At 66.5% G+C, this 18,820-nt stretch carries 14 protein-coding genes and 1 pseudogene; 11 read left to right on the top strand and 4 right to left on the bottom strand.

Annotation, left to right across the window (positions count from 1 at the left end; all coding sequences use genetic code 11):
* Positions 1-14 precede the first annotated feature (14 nt).
* From Poly30_RS04520 to Poly30_RS04500, 5 genes and pseudogenes are all read left to right on the top strand, one after another.
* The gene (locus Poly30_RS04520) at positions 15-263 is read left to right on the top strand and encodes a hypothetical protein (RefSeq protein ID WP_145194834.1); all 249 of its coding nucleotides are present in this window, start codon (positions 15-17) and stop codon (positions 261-263) included.
* Positions 260-3,628, top strand: coding sequence for an ATP-binding protein (locus Poly30_RS04515; protein ID WP_145194833.1), 3,369 nt, complete (start codon positions 260-262; stop codon positions 3,626-3,628). Before Poly30_RS04520 ends, Poly30_RS04515 begins: the two co-directional genes overlap by 4 nt.
* A gap of 281 nt (positions 3,629-3,909) precedes the next feature.
* Positions 3,910-4,470: pseudogene (locus Poly30_RS04510) on the top strand (peptide-methionine (S)-S-oxide reductase); the annotation flags it as partial.
* 436 nt (positions 4,471-4,906) lie between these two features.
* Complete coding sequence (locus tag Poly30_RS04505) at positions 4,907-5,509, top strand: hypothetical protein (protein ID WP_145194831.1); 603 nt, start codon at positions 4,907-4,909, stop codon at positions 5,507-5,509.
* A 138-nt stretch (positions 5,510-5,647) separates the two neighbouring features.
* Positions 5,648-6,853: a hypothetical protein gene (locus tag Poly30_RS04500; protein ID WP_145194830.1), complete on the top strand. Its 1,206-nt coding sequence runs from the start codon at positions 5,648-5,650 to the stop codon at positions 6,851-6,853.
* Positions 6,854-6,919: 66 nt separating this feature from the next.
* Here Poly30_RS04500 and Poly30_RS04495 read toward each other — a convergent pair whose 3' ends face one another.
* Together Poly30_RS04495 and Poly30_RS04490 are read right to left on the bottom strand one after the other, a co-directional pair.
* A complete protein-coding gene (locus Poly30_RS04495; protein WP_145194829.1) occupies positions 6,920-8,260 on the bottom strand; it encodes a hypothetical protein in 1,341 nt (446 codons plus the stop codon).
* The gene (locus Poly30_RS04490) at positions 8,257-9,516 is read right to left on the bottom strand and encodes a hypothetical protein (protein ID WP_419190948.1); all 1,260 of its coding nucleotides are present in this window, start codon (positions 9,514-9,516) and stop codon (positions 8,257-8,259) included. The genes Poly30_RS04495 and Poly30_RS04490 overlap by 4 nt, the downstream gene beginning before the upstream one ends.
* A gap of 53 nt (positions 9,517-9,569) precedes the next feature.
* On the opposite strand from Poly30_RS04490, the gene Poly30_RS04485 reads away from it, so the two are divergent.
* Both Poly30_RS04485 and Poly30_RS04480 read left to right on the top strand, forming a co-directional pair.
* Entirely contained in the window at positions 9,570-10,118 is a 549-nt protein-coding gene (locus Poly30_RS04485) for a biotin transporter BioY (protein WP_419190947.1), read from the top strand.
* Entirely contained in the window at positions 10,115-10,465 is a 351-nt protein-coding gene (locus tag Poly30_RS04480; protein ID WP_145194826.1) for an MGMT family protein, read from the top strand. The genes Poly30_RS04485 and Poly30_RS04480 overlap by 4 nt, the downstream gene beginning before the upstream one ends.
* A gap of 45 nt (positions 10,466-10,510) precedes the next feature.
* On the opposite strand, the gene Poly30_RS04475 is transcribed toward Poly30_RS04480, so the two are convergent.
* A complete protein-coding gene (locus Poly30_RS04475; protein ID WP_419190946.1) occupies positions 10,511-10,930 on the bottom strand; it encodes a DUF3293 domain-containing protein in 420 nt (139 codons plus the stop codon).
* Between the two features lie 181 nt (positions 10,931-11,111).
* Here Poly30_RS04475 and Poly30_RS04470 point away from each other — a divergent pair, with 181 nt between their 5' ends.
* From Poly30_RS04470 to Poly30_RS04455, 4 genes are all read left to right on the top strand, one after another.
* On the top strand, positions 11,112-12,605 hold the full coding sequence (locus tag Poly30_RS04470; RefSeq protein ID WP_145194824.1) for a hypothetical protein: 1,494 nt from the start codon (positions 11,112-11,114) through the stop codon (positions 12,603-12,605).
* Between the two features lie 535 nt (positions 12,606-13,140).
* Positions 13,141-14,574 carry a sigma-54 interaction domain-containing protein gene (locus Poly30_RS04465; protein WP_145194823.1) on the top strand — a complete coding sequence of 478 codons (1,434 nt, stop codon included), beginning with the start codon at positions 13,141-13,143 and terminating at the stop codon, positions 14,572-14,574.
* Between the two features lie 216 nt (positions 14,575-14,790).
* Positions 14,791-16,317: a hypothetical protein gene (locus Poly30_RS04460; RefSeq protein ID WP_145194822.1), complete on the top strand. Its 1,527-nt coding sequence runs from the start codon at positions 14,791-14,793 to the stop codon at positions 16,315-16,317.
* Positions 16,318-16,402: 85 nt separating this feature from the next.
* The gene (locus Poly30_RS04455; protein ID WP_145194821.1) at positions 16,403-17,185 is read left to right on the top strand and encodes a transporter; all 783 of its coding nucleotides are present in this window, start codon (positions 16,403-16,405) and stop codon (positions 17,183-17,185) included.
* Between the two features lie 410 nt (positions 17,186-17,595).
* On the opposite strand, the gene Poly30_RS04450 is transcribed toward Poly30_RS04455, so the two are convergent.
* Positions 17,596-18,153 (bottom strand): transposase, encoded by a 558-nt coding sequence (locus Poly30_RS04450; RefSeq protein ID WP_419190945.1) that lies wholly within the window; start codon positions 18,151-18,153, stop codon positions 17,596-17,598.
* Positions 18,154-18,820 lie beyond the last annotated feature (667 nt).

The following is an 18,820-nucleotide window of genomic DNA, read 5'->3' as shown; positions in this document are numbered from 1 at the left end:
CTCGTTCCGCTAGCATGAAGGACACTTCACAACCCGGCGTCATGGAACAGGTAGTCCCCCTCAGCCTCGTCATCGTGAGCGCTCTTCCCATCGGCACGACGCGACTTCCTGGCCGCATCGATGCCTTTGGTCGTTCGAGCGGCCTCACGGCCATCGATCCCCGCCATCGGCGTGGGAAGGGATACTCCGTCCCCGGGGCGCTGCGCGGTGTCCTGGGGTCGACCTCAGGGGACGATGGCCGGGGGGAGGCGATCGGTCGATGAGAATCGCGCTGCTCCTCGTTCTCCTGGCATCTGCTCCCCTGGCCCACGCGGCCCTGCAGGGCCCGGCGCTCATGCGCACCACGATCTCCGTGGCCGACGGGGCACCCAGCAACACGATCAACGCCCTTGGCTACGACGACCAAGGGTTCCTCATGGTAGGCACGACGGCGGGCCTCGCCCGGTACGACGGCGCCCGTTTCGAAACGCTCCTGTCCGCGGATCACGAGGGCCTCGACGGCGACCGGATCATCGCGCTCCACAGGGACCCGAGCGGCAGGGTCTGGATCGGAGCCGCCCAGGCAGCTCCGTGCGTCCTCGAGAACGATCGATTCCGCCGCATCTCCGAGGCCGAAGACCTGCACAGCGTTCGTCAGTTCCTCGCGACGAAGGACGGCGCGCTCTGGCTCGTGGGCCACAAGCTCGCGCGCTTCCATGACGACGAACTCGAGGTCTTCGGGGAGGAGAGCGGTCTTCCTGGGGGGCCGCTGAGCCGGCTGGTGGAAGACGGCGAAGGATCGCTTTGGATCGCCACGCGGGAGGGGGTGTTCAAGCGCGACGCCGACGGATTCCAGTGTGTCGATCACCGCCGCTCCGTGTGGCTCACGACCGACTTCGAGGGTTACGTCTGGTCGCAGACCGCGTCGGGAGACGTCGTATCGCTCAGTGGCCCACCAGCGGAGACCCTGTCCCTCGGCCAGGTTCGCCTGCAGGACGAGGTCCCCCACAAGGGCGCGACGCGCCTTCTGGCGACGAGCGCGGGAGTCTTCGCCATGTGGCGAGGTGACTCCCCGGAGCAAAGGCTCCGAATCGGAACCGAAGGCATCGCGCAGCTCGACGTGCCGCGCGGCGTACGCTGCTTGCTGCAGGGATCCGGATCGGTTCGTGACCTATGGATCGGCACCGAACTCGATGCTCTGCAATACGTCGAAACCAGCAGCACCGTCCTGGTGGACCTCCACCAGGACTTTCCGAGATGGGCCGCGGCCCATGTTCATCCGCTGCCCGGAGGAGACGCGCTCATCCTGGGGGGGGATCGACAGGTTGCTTTCCTGCTTGACGAAAAGGGCAAGCGAACGCCCATCGAAGTGATCGACCCGAGCGACTATCACTCGAACAGCTCCGCTTCGACCTCGGGGGTCACCTGGCTCTCCACCCGCGGAGGTCTCGCGCGCTTCGAGGACGGCATCCTGCTGCCGGATCCACGCTGGCGAGGCCCTGCAGGACCGATCATCGCCTCCCCTGACGGCGATGTTTGGCTCGTCTTTCAGGGTCGACTCGAGCAGGTCGAAGCGGGTCGCGGATCCTCCGGCGAACTGGCGAGCTTTCCTTTGCCCCCGTCGGGAATCGTGGCGCTGTGTTATGCGCGCGGCGCGCCCATCGCTGCCAGTCGGAGCGAGCTTCTGAGGCTCGATACGAAGTCGGGAGAGTGGATGACGATCGCGAAACTGGGTCAGGCGAGCGTTCGACACCTGCGACCTGGTCACGGCGGGGAGATCTGGATCAGCACCTACGGCCAGGGACTCTTTCGCCTCGGCGCGGCGGGCCCCCTCGAACACTGGTCGAAGGCCGCCGGTCTACCCGATCCTTTCCTCGCCTGGATCGCGCCCGTCGATGACAGCGGCTACCTGTGGGTGCATTCCAACGCCGGAGTGATCCGCGCCTCGACCGCGAGCCTCGACGCCCACGCCGCGGGCAAGACCATGACCATAGAAGCTCAGACGTTCCGGGTGCCGGAAGCTAACGGAGCGCTCGGCGCGGTCCTGGCGAATGGTGCCATCGCGCTTCCCACGCTCGAGGGCGTCGCGATCTTCGACAGATCTTCCCTTCCGCCGCCGAGCGCTTCACCGCGCGTGTTGATCCGAGGACCTTACGTGAACGGCGCTCCGATGAACGAAGCCGGTCACTATCGCGATTCGGTGAACGTCCTCTACGAATTCACCGCCCCCATCTTTCCGACGTCGAGCCACGCCTCCTTCCAGTACAGGATGGTCGAGTTCGACGAACGGTGGATCGATGCAGGCTCGGCTCGAGCGGCGCGCTTCCCGAACCTCCCGAACGGTCGGTACACGCTGGAGGTGCGAGCCCGCACGCCCACGAGCACCTGGTCGACGCCGATGCGCTCCAAGACGCTGGTGATCGCCCCCTATTGGTTCGAACGGGCCTGGGTTCGATGGTCGTTCGCTGGAGCAGCGCTGCTGGCGGTGCTTCGCCTCTTCTTCCTGCGCAACCGCTCGCTCGGGCGGCGGAACTTCGCTCTGACCCAGGAGGTCTCGCGGCGCAAGGCGATGGAGGCGCGGCTCGGCGCCAGCGAGCGACGCTTCCGCCGCCTCTTCCATACGGCGCCTTCAGCGATCCTGTCCTGGACTCCTTCCGGATCGCTGGCCGATAGAAACGAACGCGCGGATGAGCTGTTCGCCTGGGGACACGACGAGGTCGTCGAGGGACATCCATGGGAGCTCTTCGACGACGAGGAACTCGGCAAGGACGCCATCCAACGGGCGTTCGTCGAGTGCGAGGACTTCAGCCTCGTGGCCATGACGCGCGTCGGTGACTTCCAGGTCAAACGCTGTCGGTGGCACTTCGCCCCGACCCGCTCCGAGTCGGGAGAGGTCACGTCGATCATCGCGATGATCAGCGATCTTTCCCGCCGGGACAAGGATGCGAGGACGCTCGCCGACCTGCGCGAGAACCTCGTGCGCGCCGAGGAATCGGAGCGCAGTCGGATCGCGCGAGAGCTGCACGATGACCTGTCCCAGCGCCTCGCGGCGCTCGCCATCGAAGCCCACCTTCTCGACCTCAAGCGCCCCTCGAACGGTCCGACCGACGAATCCGGCATGACGGAAACCGTGCGTTCGTTCCAGAGCGAGATCGAGAACGTCGCCACTCATCTGCACACGCTGTCGCGACAGCTACACCCGACGATCGTGGACGACCTGGGTCTCGTGACCGCGCTTCGCTCGGAGTGCTCGCGCCGGAATCGAACGGACAAAGCGCCGGTCGAACTGGCGATCGATTCGGGCGTGGAGGAACCACCGAAGGAAACGGCCCTCGCGCTCTTCAGAATCGCCCAGGAGGCGATCCGCAACGCATCGCGCCACTCGGGCGCGACGTCCATTCACGTCACTCTGGAGGTGAACGGCGACTCCCTGGAACTCTCCGTACGCGACAACGGCAAGGGCATCGGTCGCGCCGAGTCGCCCGCGGGCAAGGGGGGGATCGGCATGAAGAGCATGCAGGAGCGAGCGCGGCTCGCCGGTGGAGACTTCTGGGTCACGTCGAACCCGTCTGGGGGTACGTGCGTGACGGCCAGGGTGCCGCGCCATGCGGAAGGGCTCCGCCGAGCGATGGCGCTCCGGGATGACTGAGGATTCTGGCCTCACGGATGGAAGGAGGGGTGTGGGGCGGGCGGCCCGTGGTCTACCCTGAGTCATTCATCCAGCTGCGTCGCCAGCGCGCCCACTTCCTGAGGGCGGCCGCCCTCTCCTTGGGTTGCGCTCCACCCACCGAACCTTCCATGACGTCCAACGAATCCGTGAGCGGCGCCAAGCCCACCCCACCGATCAGCCTCGATGAAGCGGCCGCCGCGATCCTGCAAACCGGCCGGTTCGAAACGGCCACCTTCGCGCTCGGCTGATTCTGGGGCCCTGACTCCCAGTTCGGGGGTCTCGAAGGCGTGCTGCGAACGCGCGTCGGCTACGCGGGCGGAACCACGCCCGATCCCACCTACCACTCGATCGGCGATCACGCGGAAGCGATCGACATCGACTTCTACCCGACGGTCACGCGCTACGAAGAGCTGGTCGCCGTGTTCTTTCGCAGCCACAACCCCTGCCGTGAGGCATGGAGCACCCAGTATCGCTCGGCGGTGTTCCCGCGCTCGAAGGAGCAGAGAGAGGCTGCCGAAGCGGAAGCAGCGCGCGTGGCTCGAAAGTCGGGAGGCGCGATCGAGACCGGGATCGAGGACTTCAGCGGATTCACGCTCGCCGAGGACTACCACCAGAAGTACCGCCTCCGCCATGTGCCGCGGGCGCTGGCCGAATTCAAGAAGCAATTTCCTTCCGAGGAAGCCTTCCTCGGCTCCGTGGCGGTGACCCGAGCGAATGCGTTCGCAGGTGGATACGGACGCACCGAGCAGATCCGAGATGACCTCGGCCGTCTCGGCCTGAGCGAAGAAGGCCAGGAGGCCCTGCGGCGAGCCGCGAGGTAGCGGCGCAAGCTCGGAGGGGGCCTCCTGGAGTCGTCAGCGGCGACTTCGCATGAAAATGGTGCGGGTTTGCCCTTGGCGTGTAGGCTCGTATAGGTCCCGCGTTGAACGCGGGTCTTGCACACCTCTAACTCTCAAGCCACTCATGCTGAAGAAAGCTCTCATGGGCGCGGCAGCTGGCGCCTCGGCGCTCGCCCTGCTGGCCACCTCCGCGATCGGAACGCCCAGCGTTCCTTTCTCACCCGGCTGATGAAGCGGGCCCTCTGTGTCGAGTTCGCCACAACCCACTTCTAACGCTGCCCCCGTCGTTCGCGGCGCCACTGCCAAAGCCATCCTCAAGCTGACCTGGGACTATCCGGTGTACCAACCGGAGACCAAAGAGGTCACGGAGGGGTCCACTGCACGAAGCGTGCAGCGCGCCCTTTCCCGAGAGGAAGCCATGAAAGCCATTGCGGGGAACGACCCGCGCCCGCTTCTCGTGCTGCGCGAGTGCAAGGTCTGCAACGGCACCGACGATGCTCTGCTCAAGGGCGGCGTCGACAACGAAAAGACCTTCTTGCTGGCGCGCTGGTTCCACTGCGTCAAGCTCCCTGTGGACGTGATGGAAGAAGACCATCCGTTCCACAACGCCTTCACTCTCGAGCAACCGGAGCACCTCTTCGTCTGTTCGGCCGATGGATCCAACCACGACCCTCTCGAGTCGGACACGTCGCGTGTCAAGCTCTGGGAGTCGATGAAAGGTGTCATCGCCAAGGAGTACAAGGGCAAGCCCGATTCGTCCGTGAAGAAGATCGCCAAGATCATCGACAAGATGGACGTGATCGACGAGCGCTACCTCGATCTCAAGGCCTCCCATGACGCCATCCTGGAGAAGGACGGTCCGGACTCGCGCAAGCTCGCGAAGTTCGTCAAGGAGATCAACAAGTGTGAGTCCGAGCGCCTCGAACTGAGCCAAGAGATCGAGAAGGCCACCCAGCTCGAGCTGAAGCGCCAGGCGAACGCGAAAGAGATCGCCGACGCAGCGAAGAAGAACGAACTCTGATCGAACCCGGTCCAGCGGAGGCGCGTGAAGCGTCTTCGCTGGCAAGATCGAGAGTCCGTGGATCTACAGGGGGCGGCGGGCATACCAGTGCGCGCCGCCCTTTCCATCCTCCCTTCCCCCGGTTGCCCCCATCACGCCTTGACTCGCCACCGCAAGCCCCTCATCGCGCTCGCCGCTCTCTCCGCGCTCTGCCTCTTCTTCGCCTCCAGCGCGATCGCCCAGCAGCAGGGCGGAGGCATGGAGGAGTTCGAAGAGATCGATCCCTACACCGAGAACGATCCCGCGAAGTTTGCCCTGCTCGGCTACTCACAGGTGGGCTCGTTCGGATGGGCCTACGGCGAGCGCACCGAGAACGTCCAGGCGACCATGGGGGGCCTCGACTTCCTCTGGGTCGAGACCGAGCACTTCCGGATCGGAAGCAGCCTCGGCACGTACAAGATCCCGAACGACCGCGAGGAGAAGGACAAGCTCAAGGAGGAGTTCAAGCAGCTCAAGAAGAAGCTCGGTCGGTTCAAGGCACCGAAGAAGGAACTCGACCCCTGGATCCGGCTGCACCTCTACGCCCAGCGCGCCGAGAATCTCTACGCGGACTACGTGAAGGAGTTCGGCCTCGAGGCCATGGCCAGCGACAAGGAGAAGCCGTACCTCGGTCATCCCAAGCGTTTCCTGCTCTTGATCTGCGAACGCAAGAGCGAGCTGGGCCGCTACCTCCGCGCCTACGAGAAGGCCGAGAACGAATACTCGTTCACGTCCGGGAAGGTCGGCGAGACCATGCTCTTCGCGCTGAACAACGAGGTGCTCGCGGAGGCGTACAAGGACCAGGAAGTTCCGCAGCCGATCGACAGCATGCTGCACACGCGCGTCGTGGCCGGCCTGGCCAGAAACTTCATCAACGGCCACAACGAGCAGCTCTTCAACGCGCCCATCTGGCTTAGCTACGGCACGGGCTACCACTACGCGCGCAAGGTGGACCCGCGCTGGGTCCTCGGCGGCCCGATGGCGCGGCCCATGACCGACGACCACCACGAGTGGGACGAGCGCGTGGCCAAGCTGGTCGACAACAAGTTCTTCGCCAGCATGGCGGACATGTTCCGCTGGCTTCCGGGCGCTGAGCTGAACGAGCGCGATCACATGGTGATGTGGTCCAAGGTCGAGTTCATGATCCTGGATCTCGAAGGAGACCTGACGAAGTTCCTGAACGCCGTCGTCGTTCCGTTCCCTGGCTTGACCGCCGGCTCCGAAGAGGAGCTGGAGAAGCGCCAGGCCGTGGCGTTCGCGGGCAGCTTCGACGTGGACGCGGCGGAGTTCGACGAGAAGTGGACCGAGTGGGCCGAGGATCGATAGCGTCCGTCGAGTGAGCCGTTCGACGCCAGGACAGGAATCCGGAATCCGGGAAGTCGACGAAACGCCTCAGCGAAGCGTCAGGACGCCCACGTCCACGACCTCTCCCGCCGAAACGTCGCCGAGGCGTTTCGTCGACTTCTTCGGGGGGCCGGTACCGCGGGTCCGGGCCCCGATCACCACCCGAGCCAGCGCTTTCCCGGGTCGCAGGAGCAACCAGCGGAACCGTCCCTCGCCGTCGGTGACGAGCGTCCACGCCGTGCTCGCATCACCCACCACGAAGAGGTCGATCGTCTGATCGGCCAGCGCCGAGCCCTCGGCGTCGACGCAGCGACCGGTCACGATCAATCCCTCATCGAGAGGGAGGTCGATGACACCCGTCGCGGGCGCGTCCAGGGTGAGCATCCCGATGAAGCGACCGGGCGCGGCCGCCTCGCTGATGACGGCATGGAGCCGAAGGTCCTCCCGCCGTGACGCGTAGGGCAGACGGATGCGTCCTGCCTCGAAGGCTTGCGCCAGCGTGCGCTCGGAGCGGCTGCCGTCGGAGGCGAGGAAGACCTGGACCAGACCGGCCCAGTGGTCCTCGGAGAATGCCGCGTGCTGACAGCGTAGCTCGATCGGCTGCAAGGGCGGGAGCTCCACGTTCACGCGCTCGCCGCCAGGGGCGAGCGGCACCGGCGCGAGGCCGCCGACGGGGATCCTGAGAATCGCGACGCGTTCGGGCACCTGGTCGAGCCCCTCGAAGACCCCGGTCGCGACGGGCGGAGGCTCGTAGAGGGTGGCGAGGCCACGCTCGTCTGTGAACGCGCTGGAAGGAAGGGCGAAGGATTCGTCCGGGGTCGCCGGATCGGGCGCGGCGAGCGTCAGGGCCACACCGCGGGCCGGTGCGCCGCTCGCATCCACGACGCGAACGGGGTAGGCCGCGCGAGCGAGGAGCTGCAGCGGGACCTGCTCCTTCGGGGGAAGCGGGACCACGCGTTCCACCAGTCCGAAGAGTGCGTCGCGTCGCGCAGCCACGAGGAAGCCCTCCTCGCACCTGGCCTCGAAGTGCGCGAGCCCGCGATCGTCCGTCGAGAGGACCTCCGTCGCGACGGCGCGCGAGGCTTCGACCCAGTCACCAAGCGTCCGGCTGGCGATCACGGCACGCTCGGGGTCCACGCTGCGCGGGTCGACGAGCCAGACCTCGACGCCGGCCAGCGACTCGCCGCCTGGCCCGGTCACGAGGACCGTGGGACCCGCGGCCTGCCTCGCGAGGGACACGCGAGCAGAGGACGGGGCGCGCGGCGCCGACGGGCCGCCCTCGCGGTCGGCGCCCGTGGACGATGCGACGGGAGCGCTGCACGAGGCGGCCATGAGCCAACCGACCGCTGCGAGCGAGCGCAGCCGTGGTTTCGAACGAAGGAGGCTCAACGCCCTTTCCTCCCCACGGCTCCACCCATCGAGACCGAGATCATCGCCACGTCACCCGGTAGGTCGGCACCAGGCCCGATCCCTTCGAAGGCGGCCCCGCCGTCGAGCGGCTGGACCGTCACCCGCAGGAGCGTCTTCGGAACGATCGCCGTGAATGTGGCGCGCCCGTCCTGGAGCCGGGCGCGCAGCTTCGAGCCCGCAGGAGCGTTCTGCGCCTCGACGAAGACGTCGGCCTCGATGTCGAGCCGCTGACCGGTCGGGCTCAGCACCTCCACCACGAAGGACGAAAGCCGCGGCACGGTGAGATCGAGGGGCGCTTCCGGCGGAGCGTCGGGATCGAACAGGACAGGCGTCGGATCGGCGAGGCCCGGGATGGCGGCGCGAAGTCCGAAGCGCGTCATGTTCTTCCCGCCAGGCGATTGCACGCCGCCGCGGGGATCCCGGAATCGCACGGTGGCGTCCGCGCCGCTCGCCTCCCGGATCGCGAGGTCGACCCACCGCGCCGGCGTGTTGGCACCGGGCGTTGGAAGCTCCATCGTGAGAGCGATCGGGATCCCCGGCATCGGGGCCCCATCGGCGTCGACGGCCCGAGCCCGTACGCTGGAGTCGACCGCGAGCTGGAGCGTCAGGACCTCGGCGCCCTCGGCCGTCGGAGAGAAAGGTCGCGTGGCGAAGAGCCTGCCGAGAGAGGCGCTGGCGAGGAGCCCGCCGCCACTCGCTCGAAAGACCACGCGGCCCCGGCTGTCGGTCGTTTTCCTCGTCCCGAGGACTTCGAGGAGTTTCTCCGCGTCGGGATCGCCACCCGTGGCGCGGAGCAGGCTCGTCCTGTCCACCCTCTCCATGTCGAGGAGGAGCACCTCGACGAACGTGGCTGGCTCACCACCCGGCATGAGGACCAGGAACTCGAGATCGCGTAGCTCTGGGCCAGCTGCATCGGGATCGAGTGCCTCGGGATCGAGTGGCTCGGGATCGAGTGGCTCGGGATCGAGTGGCTCGCTAGCGGAAGGCCCGGCTGCCTCCGCCGGTCGATCCGCGGTCGCTGCTGCCATCGATGCAGACTCCAAGGAAGCTGCAGATTCGGACCCGGCCCGGGCGGCCTCGCCCCCGGAGCGTGGATCCGCGTGGGCTGATTCGTCGGACGAGCAAGCGGCGCCCCCGAGGACCATACCCATCACCCACGCGCGCATCAGGATCGTCGCCAGGCGCCGCTGCGGAAGCGAAGGCGAGACCGTACGATGCTGGAGAGTATTCATCATGGTTACGCAGGAGACGATCGGCCAGGCAACGATGTTCGAGAAACGACACGCCCATGGCAAGCAATAGCCTCGGGCGGAGTCGAGAACGTGGATCGAACCCGGCGTGGGCGGCGATCTGGATCCTGGTCGGCGCGATCAGCATCGCGCTCGGGGCACGCGTGAACGTCTCACTCGAACCGGTTCCCATGACCCTGCAAACGCTCGCGGTACTCGCCGTGGGAGGACTGCTCGGTGCACGTATTGGAGCAGGAGCCGCGGCGGCCTACCTCGCTCTCGTCCTCCTCGGCGCGCCGATTCTGTCCAACGGAGACGCGGCACCGGGCCGTGCCTTCCTCGAGCTGAAGACGGCCGGGTACGTGGTGGGCTTCGTCCCCGCGGCCTTCCTGTCCGGTTTCGCGGGGCGCGGCGTGCTCTTCTCGCTGATGGTGATGGCGACGGCCCATGCGTTGATCCTCGCGCTCGGAGCCGCCTGGCTGGCGAGGTTCGTGGGGCTCTCCGCTGCGATCGAATACGGCGTCACTCCGTTCCTCTGGGGTGCGCTCATCAAGACGGTCGTCGCGGCGGCGCTGACGGAGCACTTTGCCCAGAGGAAGACCCCGTGAGCCCGGGCAAGCCTCGGGAGAAGTCCGCGCCGGAGCTGCTCCAGGACATCCGGGTTCAGCGGGTTCTGGCGACGGTGGATTCCATCCCGAGAGGAAGGGTCGCCAGCTACGGTCAAGTGGCCGAGGAAGCGGGCTTGCCGCGGGCGGCGCGCTTCGTGGGATCGACGCTGAGGCGCTTCGTCAACCACAGCGGCGTACCCTGGCATCGAGTGCTGGGATCCGACGGAACGATCCGGGTCGCCGGCGGCACGGCCAGGGACCAGGCACAGCTCCTGCGAGCGGAAGGCGTGGCCGTCAAGAACGGCCGAGTTCGCCTGGAGGACTGCGGCTGGGATCCCGAAGACTGACGCGAGTCCGTCCGTCGACTGAGAGCCGAAGGACGACCAGGGGGATTAGTGCGGATCGTCGAGCCGATCGAGGAAAGGCGCGACCGGTGAAAGGCGGTCGGGCGCCGCCGTCATGATCACGAAGAGCTCGCCGCCCTGAACGACGTAGAGGCCCAGCTGGTCGAACCGGGCCGCGAGGGAGATCCCTTCGTCGACCGTCTGCTCGATGGCCCAGCCCGGCTCGGCGTGATCCCCTAGCGGATCGTAGCCGGTGATCCGATGGTGCCATCGGCCTTCTTCATAAAGGACCCGGGCCAGGGCTCGGTCGGCAGCCGCACTTCTCTCCAGAGGCCAGAGCTCCCCCGTTGGAGCACACGCCGTGATGATGGTGAATTCCGCCGGCCATCGCTCGGGCCGGGCCACCACGCGGAATCGAGTGGTGTAGTATTCCGGCGGAACGGAGCCGCCGAATGCGTGTTTCTTCATGAGACAGCCCCCCTCCCCGGGCGGACTTGGCGTCAAGCCAATTGGAGTCATACCCTTCCTTACAAGCCCGACATCTTGCCAGCCTTCATCTCGGTTTCACCCCCAACCTGGGGTCTCCGCGGTATTCAATAGGACCGGGTCGGACGTTTCCGTCGACCCAGCCTCCGTTCTCCCAATCACCATGAAGAATTCTGCCTTTTTGACGCTCTGTAGCGTTGCGTTTGCGACGCACGCTGCCGCCTCTGACATCGACGCCTGGACCCAGACCACGACCTCCGGAATGGAGATCCGGATCGACGTGAGCGGCCAGCCCAACGCTCCTTTCGCGATCTGGTCGGGCTCCACGATGGATGCCCCGGTGGATCTCAGCACGTCGGTTCCGATCGGACGCGGCATCATGAACGGAGTGGGTCAGGCGAGCCTCGTGCTCCCCGTCCCGGCATCGATGCCCGCCAACTTCGGCGTTGAACTCTACGTCCTGACGCGTGAGCCGAACGGCTTCAGCTCGACGGGAACCTGGGTTCCTCTTCAGGGCAACGGCGGCACGCTCTGCCAGACGTTCGACCCGAACTACAAGCTCGGCGTTGCGGACCCGCAGACAGGCGAGTTCATGAGCGACCAGTGGAGCGAGATCAGCATGACCATCGCCGGTCTCGGCAACAACGGGCGCCCGGACGAGGTCATCGTCTTCGACTCCGCCAACCCGACGGGCAACGACACGGACCTCATCACCCCGGGCTACGGTGCGAACAACACCACGGGCCTCGGTAAGGTTCTGATCCTCCCGACCGATATCACGGACGGAAACAGCGACGGCCTCGTCGATGTTCCGGACGACAGCATCGACGGCGGCGTCATGCGCTTCGACTTTTCGGAGCCGTACCGCATGTGCTCCGCCACGGTCCTCGACATCGACGACAACCAGCTTTCCGAGCTGCGTTTCTACGTCGGCGCGGCGATGACGCTGGAGACGATCCCGCTCATGAACCTCGGGGACAACTCGATCCAGACGCTGACCTTCGACAAGCGCGACGTGCGCCGATTCGAAGTGGCCTTCGGTGGCTCGGGAGCCCTGGCTCGCCTCGGGATGGTTCCGTGCCCGCTGAACATCAACCTCGACGAGACGCCGTTCGGCGGACCCCGCGCCGAGCAGATGGGCACGGTGATCACGAACCAGTACCTCGACCTCGGTGTTTCGATCTCCGCGAACAACAACGTGGCGGGTCACCCCAACAAGGTCGTTCTGTTCGACAGCGAAAACCCGACGGGCGGTGACTTCGACCTCATGACCCCCGGCCCCGGCATCGGCAACACCGAGGCGCTCGGCCTCGTGCTGATCATCGCCGAGAACGACGTGGACGCGAACAGCGACGGCCTCATCGACTCGCCCGACGACGAAGCGGGCGGCGGTCAGATGCTCTTCGAGTTCACCGAGGACATCATCGTGTTCAACGCCAAGGTTCTGGACGTCGACGGCCTCGAGCGCGACGTGTTCACGTTCTTCGACGAGTTCGGCGCGGTGGTCGACATCCTCGAAATCAACGCACTGGGCGACAACTCCGTGCAGACGCTTTCCCCGGTGGCGCCCATCGGTGCCGTCCGCAGCATCCAGGTCAACTTCGTTGGCTCAGGTGCACTGGCACGCCTGCGCTGGTGCCCGAGCTCGAACTTCTAAGTCGGCCCGTGCCTCGGAGGAAGCGTCGGCCCAGCTGACACCCCCTCCTCGAGTCTGGAGAACGCCTGGCTTCGGCTCCTGAATGGGAGCCGAAGCCAGGCGTTCTTTCGTTCTGGTCAGCGAAGCAGGCGTGGCGGCGGCCGCCGCCCACCGGCCGACAAAGCGTGTGGCCCGGCGGCAGGAGGAACACCTGGTGACTCCCCCGCCGCATCGGCCTCCTGGAGATTCCGCGCCCCCACGGCGGGACGGCTTGCGCTCATGGAGTCACCGGGGTTTTCGGTCGCGTCGGGCTCCAGGTGGTCTTCGTTTGGCTTCATCGAGGCACGCGCGCCATGACAGCGCGAAGGAATGGACAGCCGGTCTGTCCAGGTGTCCGCCCCGCTCTGCAACTCCCGGTCCGCTCTGCAACCATCCGCTTCGGCGTGGGTGAGAGACGATTCTTACCCCGGGAACGATCGTCCTCGGCGGGATCCTTCCGATCCAGATCGGCGATTCTCCGCCGAAAGGTCGAGGCATCCGCTGATAAAGTGCTCGGATGCTTCCCCGCGTGATTCTGGCCGCGCCCCGCCTCAGCTCCGCGCCGTGGCTTGCCGACCAGCTCCAGGACGAGTTCGAAGTCCTCGTGCTCCCGAGAGGCGCCGAGTGGATAGGTTGGATCCAGCAGCACACCGGAGACGTGCTCGTCATCGACCACGAACTCCTGGGGGCGACGCCCCTGGCGGCGCTGAAGAAAGCCGCGGCCGGTGGCACGCCGCCTCTGAGCGTGGCACTCATCGGAGGTCAGGGCTCCGAACTGGCTGAGGTCGAAGCCCGAAGGGCCGAGCTGATCACGGCCGGCACCCACGCCGTCCTTGGACGGACGCTCGAGAAGGGCGAGCTCCGGGACGCGGTCCGCGCCCTCGCCAGGCGGCGCCAGGAGGAGATCGACGCGACGGCCCAGCTCGCAGAAGACAGCAGCCGCCTGTCCGATTTTGCCTCGGAGTCCCCCAAAATGAAGGAGCTGCTGGCCGTCGCGCGGAAGGTGGCCCGAGCGGACACGTCCCTGCTCATCACCGGCGAAACCGGCACGGGCAAGGAGTACCTGACCCAGGCCATTCACGCCGAAGGTCGCCGCGCCAAGGGTCCCTTCGTGGCGATCAACTGCGCGGCAATGGCAGAGTCTCTCATGGAGTCGGAACTCTTCGGCCACGCGCCGGGCGCGTTCACCGGAGCGATCCAGAGGCGCCGAGGATGCTTCGAACTGGCGCACGGGGGGACGCTCTTCCTCGACGAGATCGGCGAGATGCCGATGGCGCTTCAGAGCAAGCTGCTCCGCGCGCTCCAGGAACGAAAGATCCAGCCCATCGGGGACGAAAAGGCCGTCGACGTGGACGTGCGGATCATCGCGGCCACGAACCGGAACCTCGAAACCGAGGTAGAGGCGAAGCGCTTTCGAGCCGACCTCTACTTCCGGCTCAGCGTCGTCACGCTCGACATCCCTCCCCTGAGGGAGCGGCGCCAGGACATCCTCCGCATGGCCCAGAATCACGTGGAGCACTTCGCAAGCGTGCTTCGTTCGAACGTGCAGGGATTCGACGATGCCTCGCTGGCGGCGCTCCTCGTCTATCCCTGGCCTGGCAACGTCCGGGAGATGATCAACTTGGTCGAGCGGGCGGTGCTGCTGGCCGATGGGACCTGGCTGGGTCTGGAAGACCTGCCTCCGGCGGTCCGCAGGTATCGGCAGGGTGCGTCCCAGGAACACGTCGGGGTCGCGGGCGCGCCTCCCGAGCTCGACGTGTCCCCATCTCGGGGCTGGAAGGAAGCACGGGACGAGGTGCTCCTCGACTTCGACCGACGGTACTTCACCGCGCTCCTGAAGACGACCCGCGGCAACGCCGGCGAAGCGGCTGACCTCGCCGGCATCCCGGCCCGCACGCTGTACGACGCTCTGAAGCGCGCGGGCATCCGGCGCGAGGACTTCCTCGCCTGACCGGTGAAATCGGCGGTGTGAATCCGCCGATGGGAAGCCCCGTTCGGTGGGCGTCCGCCGACGGCCCGCTCTTCCCCGGGTGGACCGCCTCGATTCCGCGATTCCCGAGGGGCCGCCGGGGTCCCCAGGACCCTGGCACGCGCTTCGCATGGGACATGGGCAGGACGGTGAAGTGCCGTCCTTCCCCTTCGATCCGAATGGATCACCCCCGCCGCCATGAATCGCCCCATCGCCCCCACCGTGTTTCAACGCTCCCTTGCCCAGGGCCTCTTGGCCCTTGCCGCAACCTCGGCCGTGGCCTCCGCCCAGTCCTCGTCGATCACCGCCTGGTCCCAGACGGACGCCGTCGGCATGCACGCAGTGCTTCGCCTCAGCGGCGCCGCCAACGCTCCCTTCGCGGTCTGGTCTGGCCTCGAGCAGGACGCGGCCTTCGACTTCACTCAGTCGACCCGCGTTGCAGGCGGCCGGTTCAACGGCCTCGGTACCGCCGAGATCCTGATTCCCCTGGGTGCGACCGCTTCGATGCCCGCGAACTTCGGCGTCGAGCTCTATCTCCTGACCCGCAAGCCCGGCGGCTTCGACGCCGTCGGCTCGTGGCTTCCGCTGATGGGCCAGGGCGGCACCCTCTGCCAGGTCTTCGACCCGAACTACAAGCTCGGCGTCATCGAGCCGGTCGTCGGTGAGGTCATCGCGAACCAGTGGAGCGCCGTCAACATGACGGTCTCTGCGGTCAGCAGCACGAACACGGTCGCGGTCTTCGATACCGCGAACCCCTCGGGCGGCGACACGGACCTCGCGACCCCTGGCTACGGCTTCGGCAACGGGGCAGCCCTCGGCCATGTCCTCGTCATGCCCGACGCCCTCGTCCACACGAACGGCGACGGTCTCCTCGAGAACGTCTCGGACGACGCCGCCGGCGGCGTGATGCGCTTCGACTTCGCCGAGCCCTACCGCATGTGCTCGGCCACGATCCTCGACATCGACGACGCGAACTTCTCGGAGCTTCGCTTCTACATCGGTGACACGATGAGCCTGGAGACGATCCCGCTGACGAACCTCGGGGACAACAGCCTTCAGACGCTCACCTTCGACAAGCGTAACGTGCGCCGGTTCGAGCTCGTGCTCGGCGGCTCCGGTGCCCTCGCTCGACTCGGCATGGTGCCGTGCCCGCTACTCGTGAACCTGGACGAGAACCCCTTCGGTGCTCCGCGCCCGGAAGTCGCCGGTGACGTTCTCACAGGCCAGTACGCGGACCTCGGCGTCTTCTTCTCGGCCCAGAACAACGTGCCCTTCCACCCGGACGCGCTCGTGCTCTTCGACTCCGAGAACCCGACCGGCGGCGACTTCGACCTTCAGACTCCTGGCTACGGCCTCGGCAACACGGAAGCGCTCGGCCTCGTGCTCGTGATCGCAGAAAACGACATCGACGCAGGCGGCGACGGCCTGATCGACGATCCGGATGACGAGGCCCTGGGCGGCCGGATGCTCCTGGAGTTCACGGAGAACGTGACCTTCTTCAGCGCCCGCGTCCTGGACGTCGACGCACTGGAGCGCGACGTGTTCACCTTCTTCGACGAGTTCGGCGCCACCCTCGACGTGATCGACATCGGATCGCTCGGCGACAACTCGGTCCAGTCGATCGTCCCGGCCGCACCGATCCAGAACGTCCGGAGCATCCAGATCAACCTGACCGGCTCGGGCGCGCTGACGCGCCTCCGCTGGTGCCCGAGCTCGAACTTCTGATCGGACGCGAGGAGAGAGAGCCACCCCATGAATCGCGGTTCGCTGCGCTTCGTGGGGTGGCTTTCTCTTTTGCTATCGTCCCGGGATGACGACTCTCTCCCAGCCCCTCGCCGTCGCGTTCGCCCTGGCCATCTTCTCCGCCTGCACGACGGTTCCCGGCAGCCACGCCCCGGCCACGCCCCAGCGGCCGACGCTCTCCTCTGACACGTCCACGACACCTGAGGGTCGGTTCGAACTGGAGGCCGGCGTCGTGCGCGACTCGACGATCAGCTTCGACAGCCCGCTCACGCTGAAGTACGGCGTCACGAATCAAACGGAGATCTCGGCGGGCGTGGCGCCCTACCGGCGCGTCGATCTCGGAGCGACGGATGAGAACGGTCCCGGCGACGTCGTCTTCGCCCTGCGACATCGCTTCCGCGAGGCGACCGAGGATCGAGCGTCGCTCGCCGTCCAGGCGCTCGTCAAGATCCCGACCGCCGACGACCCCGTGCTCGGCACCGGCGAGGTCGATGCCGCCCTGGCCGGCATCGCCGCACAGTCCTACGACCGCTTCTCCGGCGTCGCGTACTACGCCATCGGCGCGCTGGGCGATCCGAACGGACCCGCCGACGTCGTGCACAACCTGGCGATCGCACTGGGAACGCCCCTCTCCGATCGATTCGGCGCGTTCGCGGAGGTCGCGGCGATCCTGGTGCCCTCGACCCACAGCGAGAACGTCTTCACCACGATGGGCTTCACCTACAGCCCCCAGCCGAGCCTCGTCTTCGACGCGGGCGTGGTCCTGGGCCTGAGCAACGAGGCGACGAACTGGCAGGCCCTGGTCGGCCTCACGAAGAACCTGGGCCGCATCAGCGCGACGACGAACTGAGCGACTCCGGAGAAGCCGGACAGGTCCTTCAAGCGGTCTCCCGGCAAGGCCCCACGATGTCACGTAGGCGCTCTGCCGCCGCGTGCCTCCCAGGCCTGTCGCGAATAGCTGATTCCGCCTAGCGGGCATGAGCTCTTCGCAACACGCTCTGAGACGAATCCGCTGGGCTGCGGGGTCTGTGCGAGGTCGACCGTCAGGGAGAACGCACCGAGAGCACCGGAGTTCTGAATCTGGCCAGGCCCGACATAGGGATGGGAAGGCCGGGAGATGACGAGCTTGGCCCTGGCCTCCGCCCTGGGAGACCAAGGCAAGACATGGAGTCGCGGAGGCGAAGAGTGGAGATCGCGGAGCCCTTGCCGGACGCTCGATCCGGAGGGTGGCCACAGGGGGAGTCGCCACGGAGGCGCGAGCTACGCCTGGAGAACCCCGGTGACACGCGGGATGTCGTGGATCGTGAGCAGTCCCCTCCCGCCACCCTTCATCCAACCCGTCCGCAGGAGCCAGCTCCGCGCCTCCACGCTCACGCAGTCGACCTTGGACGCACCCCGCCGCTCCGCAAAACCCCCGAACGACATCGCGCTCGAGCAAGGATCCAGGACCCCCAACCCGAGCCCGTGATGCACATCGTTCCTGAGCACGTACTTCAACACATTCCGCATCTGCGTCGGCGACGTGATCACCTCCAGATGAAAGCGCTCCGCGAACACGCTCCCCGGCCTCACTCGACCCCAGAGCCGATTCAAACGCATCCCCAACCCGGTATTCAAACTCGCCATCCCCTTCGAGAGGTCACCCGAGTTCTCCGCCTCCACGATCAGGTGCACATGGTTGCTCATCACCGAGAACTCCACGATGCGAACCAATCCACCTCGATTGACCCGCGCAATCGCCGCCTTCACCACCGCCATTTCCTCATCCATCCGAAGAGACCGAAACCCCTTCTTCGGCTTGATGGTGACGTGGGCCACACCGCCCTTCATCTCCTCCCGACTCCCATGGACTACCCGAGAATCCTCCCCCCTCCTCGGCCCACGCCGCTTCTTCGGCACCGCAAAACCAAACACGGCCTGCAAGACACCCGACCTCCCCATGCGCGCTTTCGCCATGCAAGATCATAGCTCAAACGAACAACCAATCCAACCCATAATGGCCTTCAAACCACAGTTTAAAGCCCGAACTCGGCACTTTAGCCAAATCCCCGACCCACCCCAAAACAGTATACTCGGCAGACCTTTCCCACCGGCCCACTCCCACTCCGCGCCTCCGAGCCGCCCACTCTTGCCTCCCCCTCACAAGGCGTGGGCCAGGGCCAAGCTCGCCCCCTGACAACTCCCCATGCCTCCCAAGGCCGCCGCGCCCCTCCAACCCTCCGCTCCCGCCCCTTCTTTGGTTGCATTGGTAGCAGCCCAGCCCCCCAGCCCCCCAGCCCCAATCCCCAGCCCGTCACGCCACTGAAACACCATCCCCCCACAGATTCCTCCGAAGATCCGAGAATGTTATCGGCTCATGCGGGTGAGAAAGGGGTCTGCCGCGCCGAGTTGACGGGTCCGAGGAACCGACCCTGCCCGGGGCGAGTCGACAAGACCCGCCCTGGACACCCGCTGTGGCTCCCGACCGCGCCTTCCGCCGGCGCGC

Source organism: Saltatorellus ferox (genome assembly GCA_007751475.1).
Taxonomy (GTDB): Bacteria; Planctomycetota; UBA1135; order UBA1135.
The sequence above is the reverse complement of the archived record's forward strand: the minus strand, read 5'-3'. Positions and strand labels throughout refer to the sequence as shown.

Coding starts and splice junctions, on each gene's coding strand:
- Poly30_RS04520 (WP_145194834.1), top strand. CDS start 15: ATGAAGGACACTTCACAACCCGGCGTCATGGAACAGGTAGTCCCCCTC.
- Poly30_RS04515 (WP_145194833.1), top strand. CDS start 260: ATGAGAATCGCGCTGCTCCTCGTTCTCCTGGCATCTGCTCCCCTGGCC.
- Poly30_RS04505 (WP_145194831.1), top strand. CDS start 4,907: ATGAAAGCCATTGCGGGGAACGACCCGCGCCCGCTTCTCGTGCTGCGC.
- Poly30_RS04490 (WP_419190948.1), bottom strand. CDS start 9,516: ATGATGAATACTCTCCAGCATCGTACGGTCTCGCCTTCGCTTCCGCAG.
- Poly30_RS04485 (WP_419190947.1), top strand. CDS start 9,570: ATGGCAAGCAATAGCCTCGGGCGGAGTCGAGAACGTGGATCGAACCCG.
- Poly30_RS04475 (WP_419190946.1), bottom strand. CDS start 10,930: ATGAAGAAACACGCATTCGGCGGCTCCGTTCCGCCGGAATACTACACC.
- Poly30_RS04470 (WP_145194824.1), top strand. CDS start 11,112: ATGAAGAATTCTGCCTTTTTGACGCTCTGTAGCGTTGCGTTTGCGACG.
- Poly30_RS04465 (WP_145194823.1), top strand. CDS start 13,141: ATGCTTCCCCGCGTGATTCTGGCCGCGCCCCGCCTCAGCTCCGCGCCG.
- Poly30_RS04460 (WP_145194822.1), top strand. CDS start 14,791: ATGAATCGCCCCATCGCCCCCACCGTGTTTCAACGCTCCCTTGCCCAG.
- Poly30_RS04455 (WP_145194821.1), top strand. CDS start 16,403: ATGACGACTCTCTCCCAGCCCCTCGCCGTCGCGTTCGCCCTGGCCATC.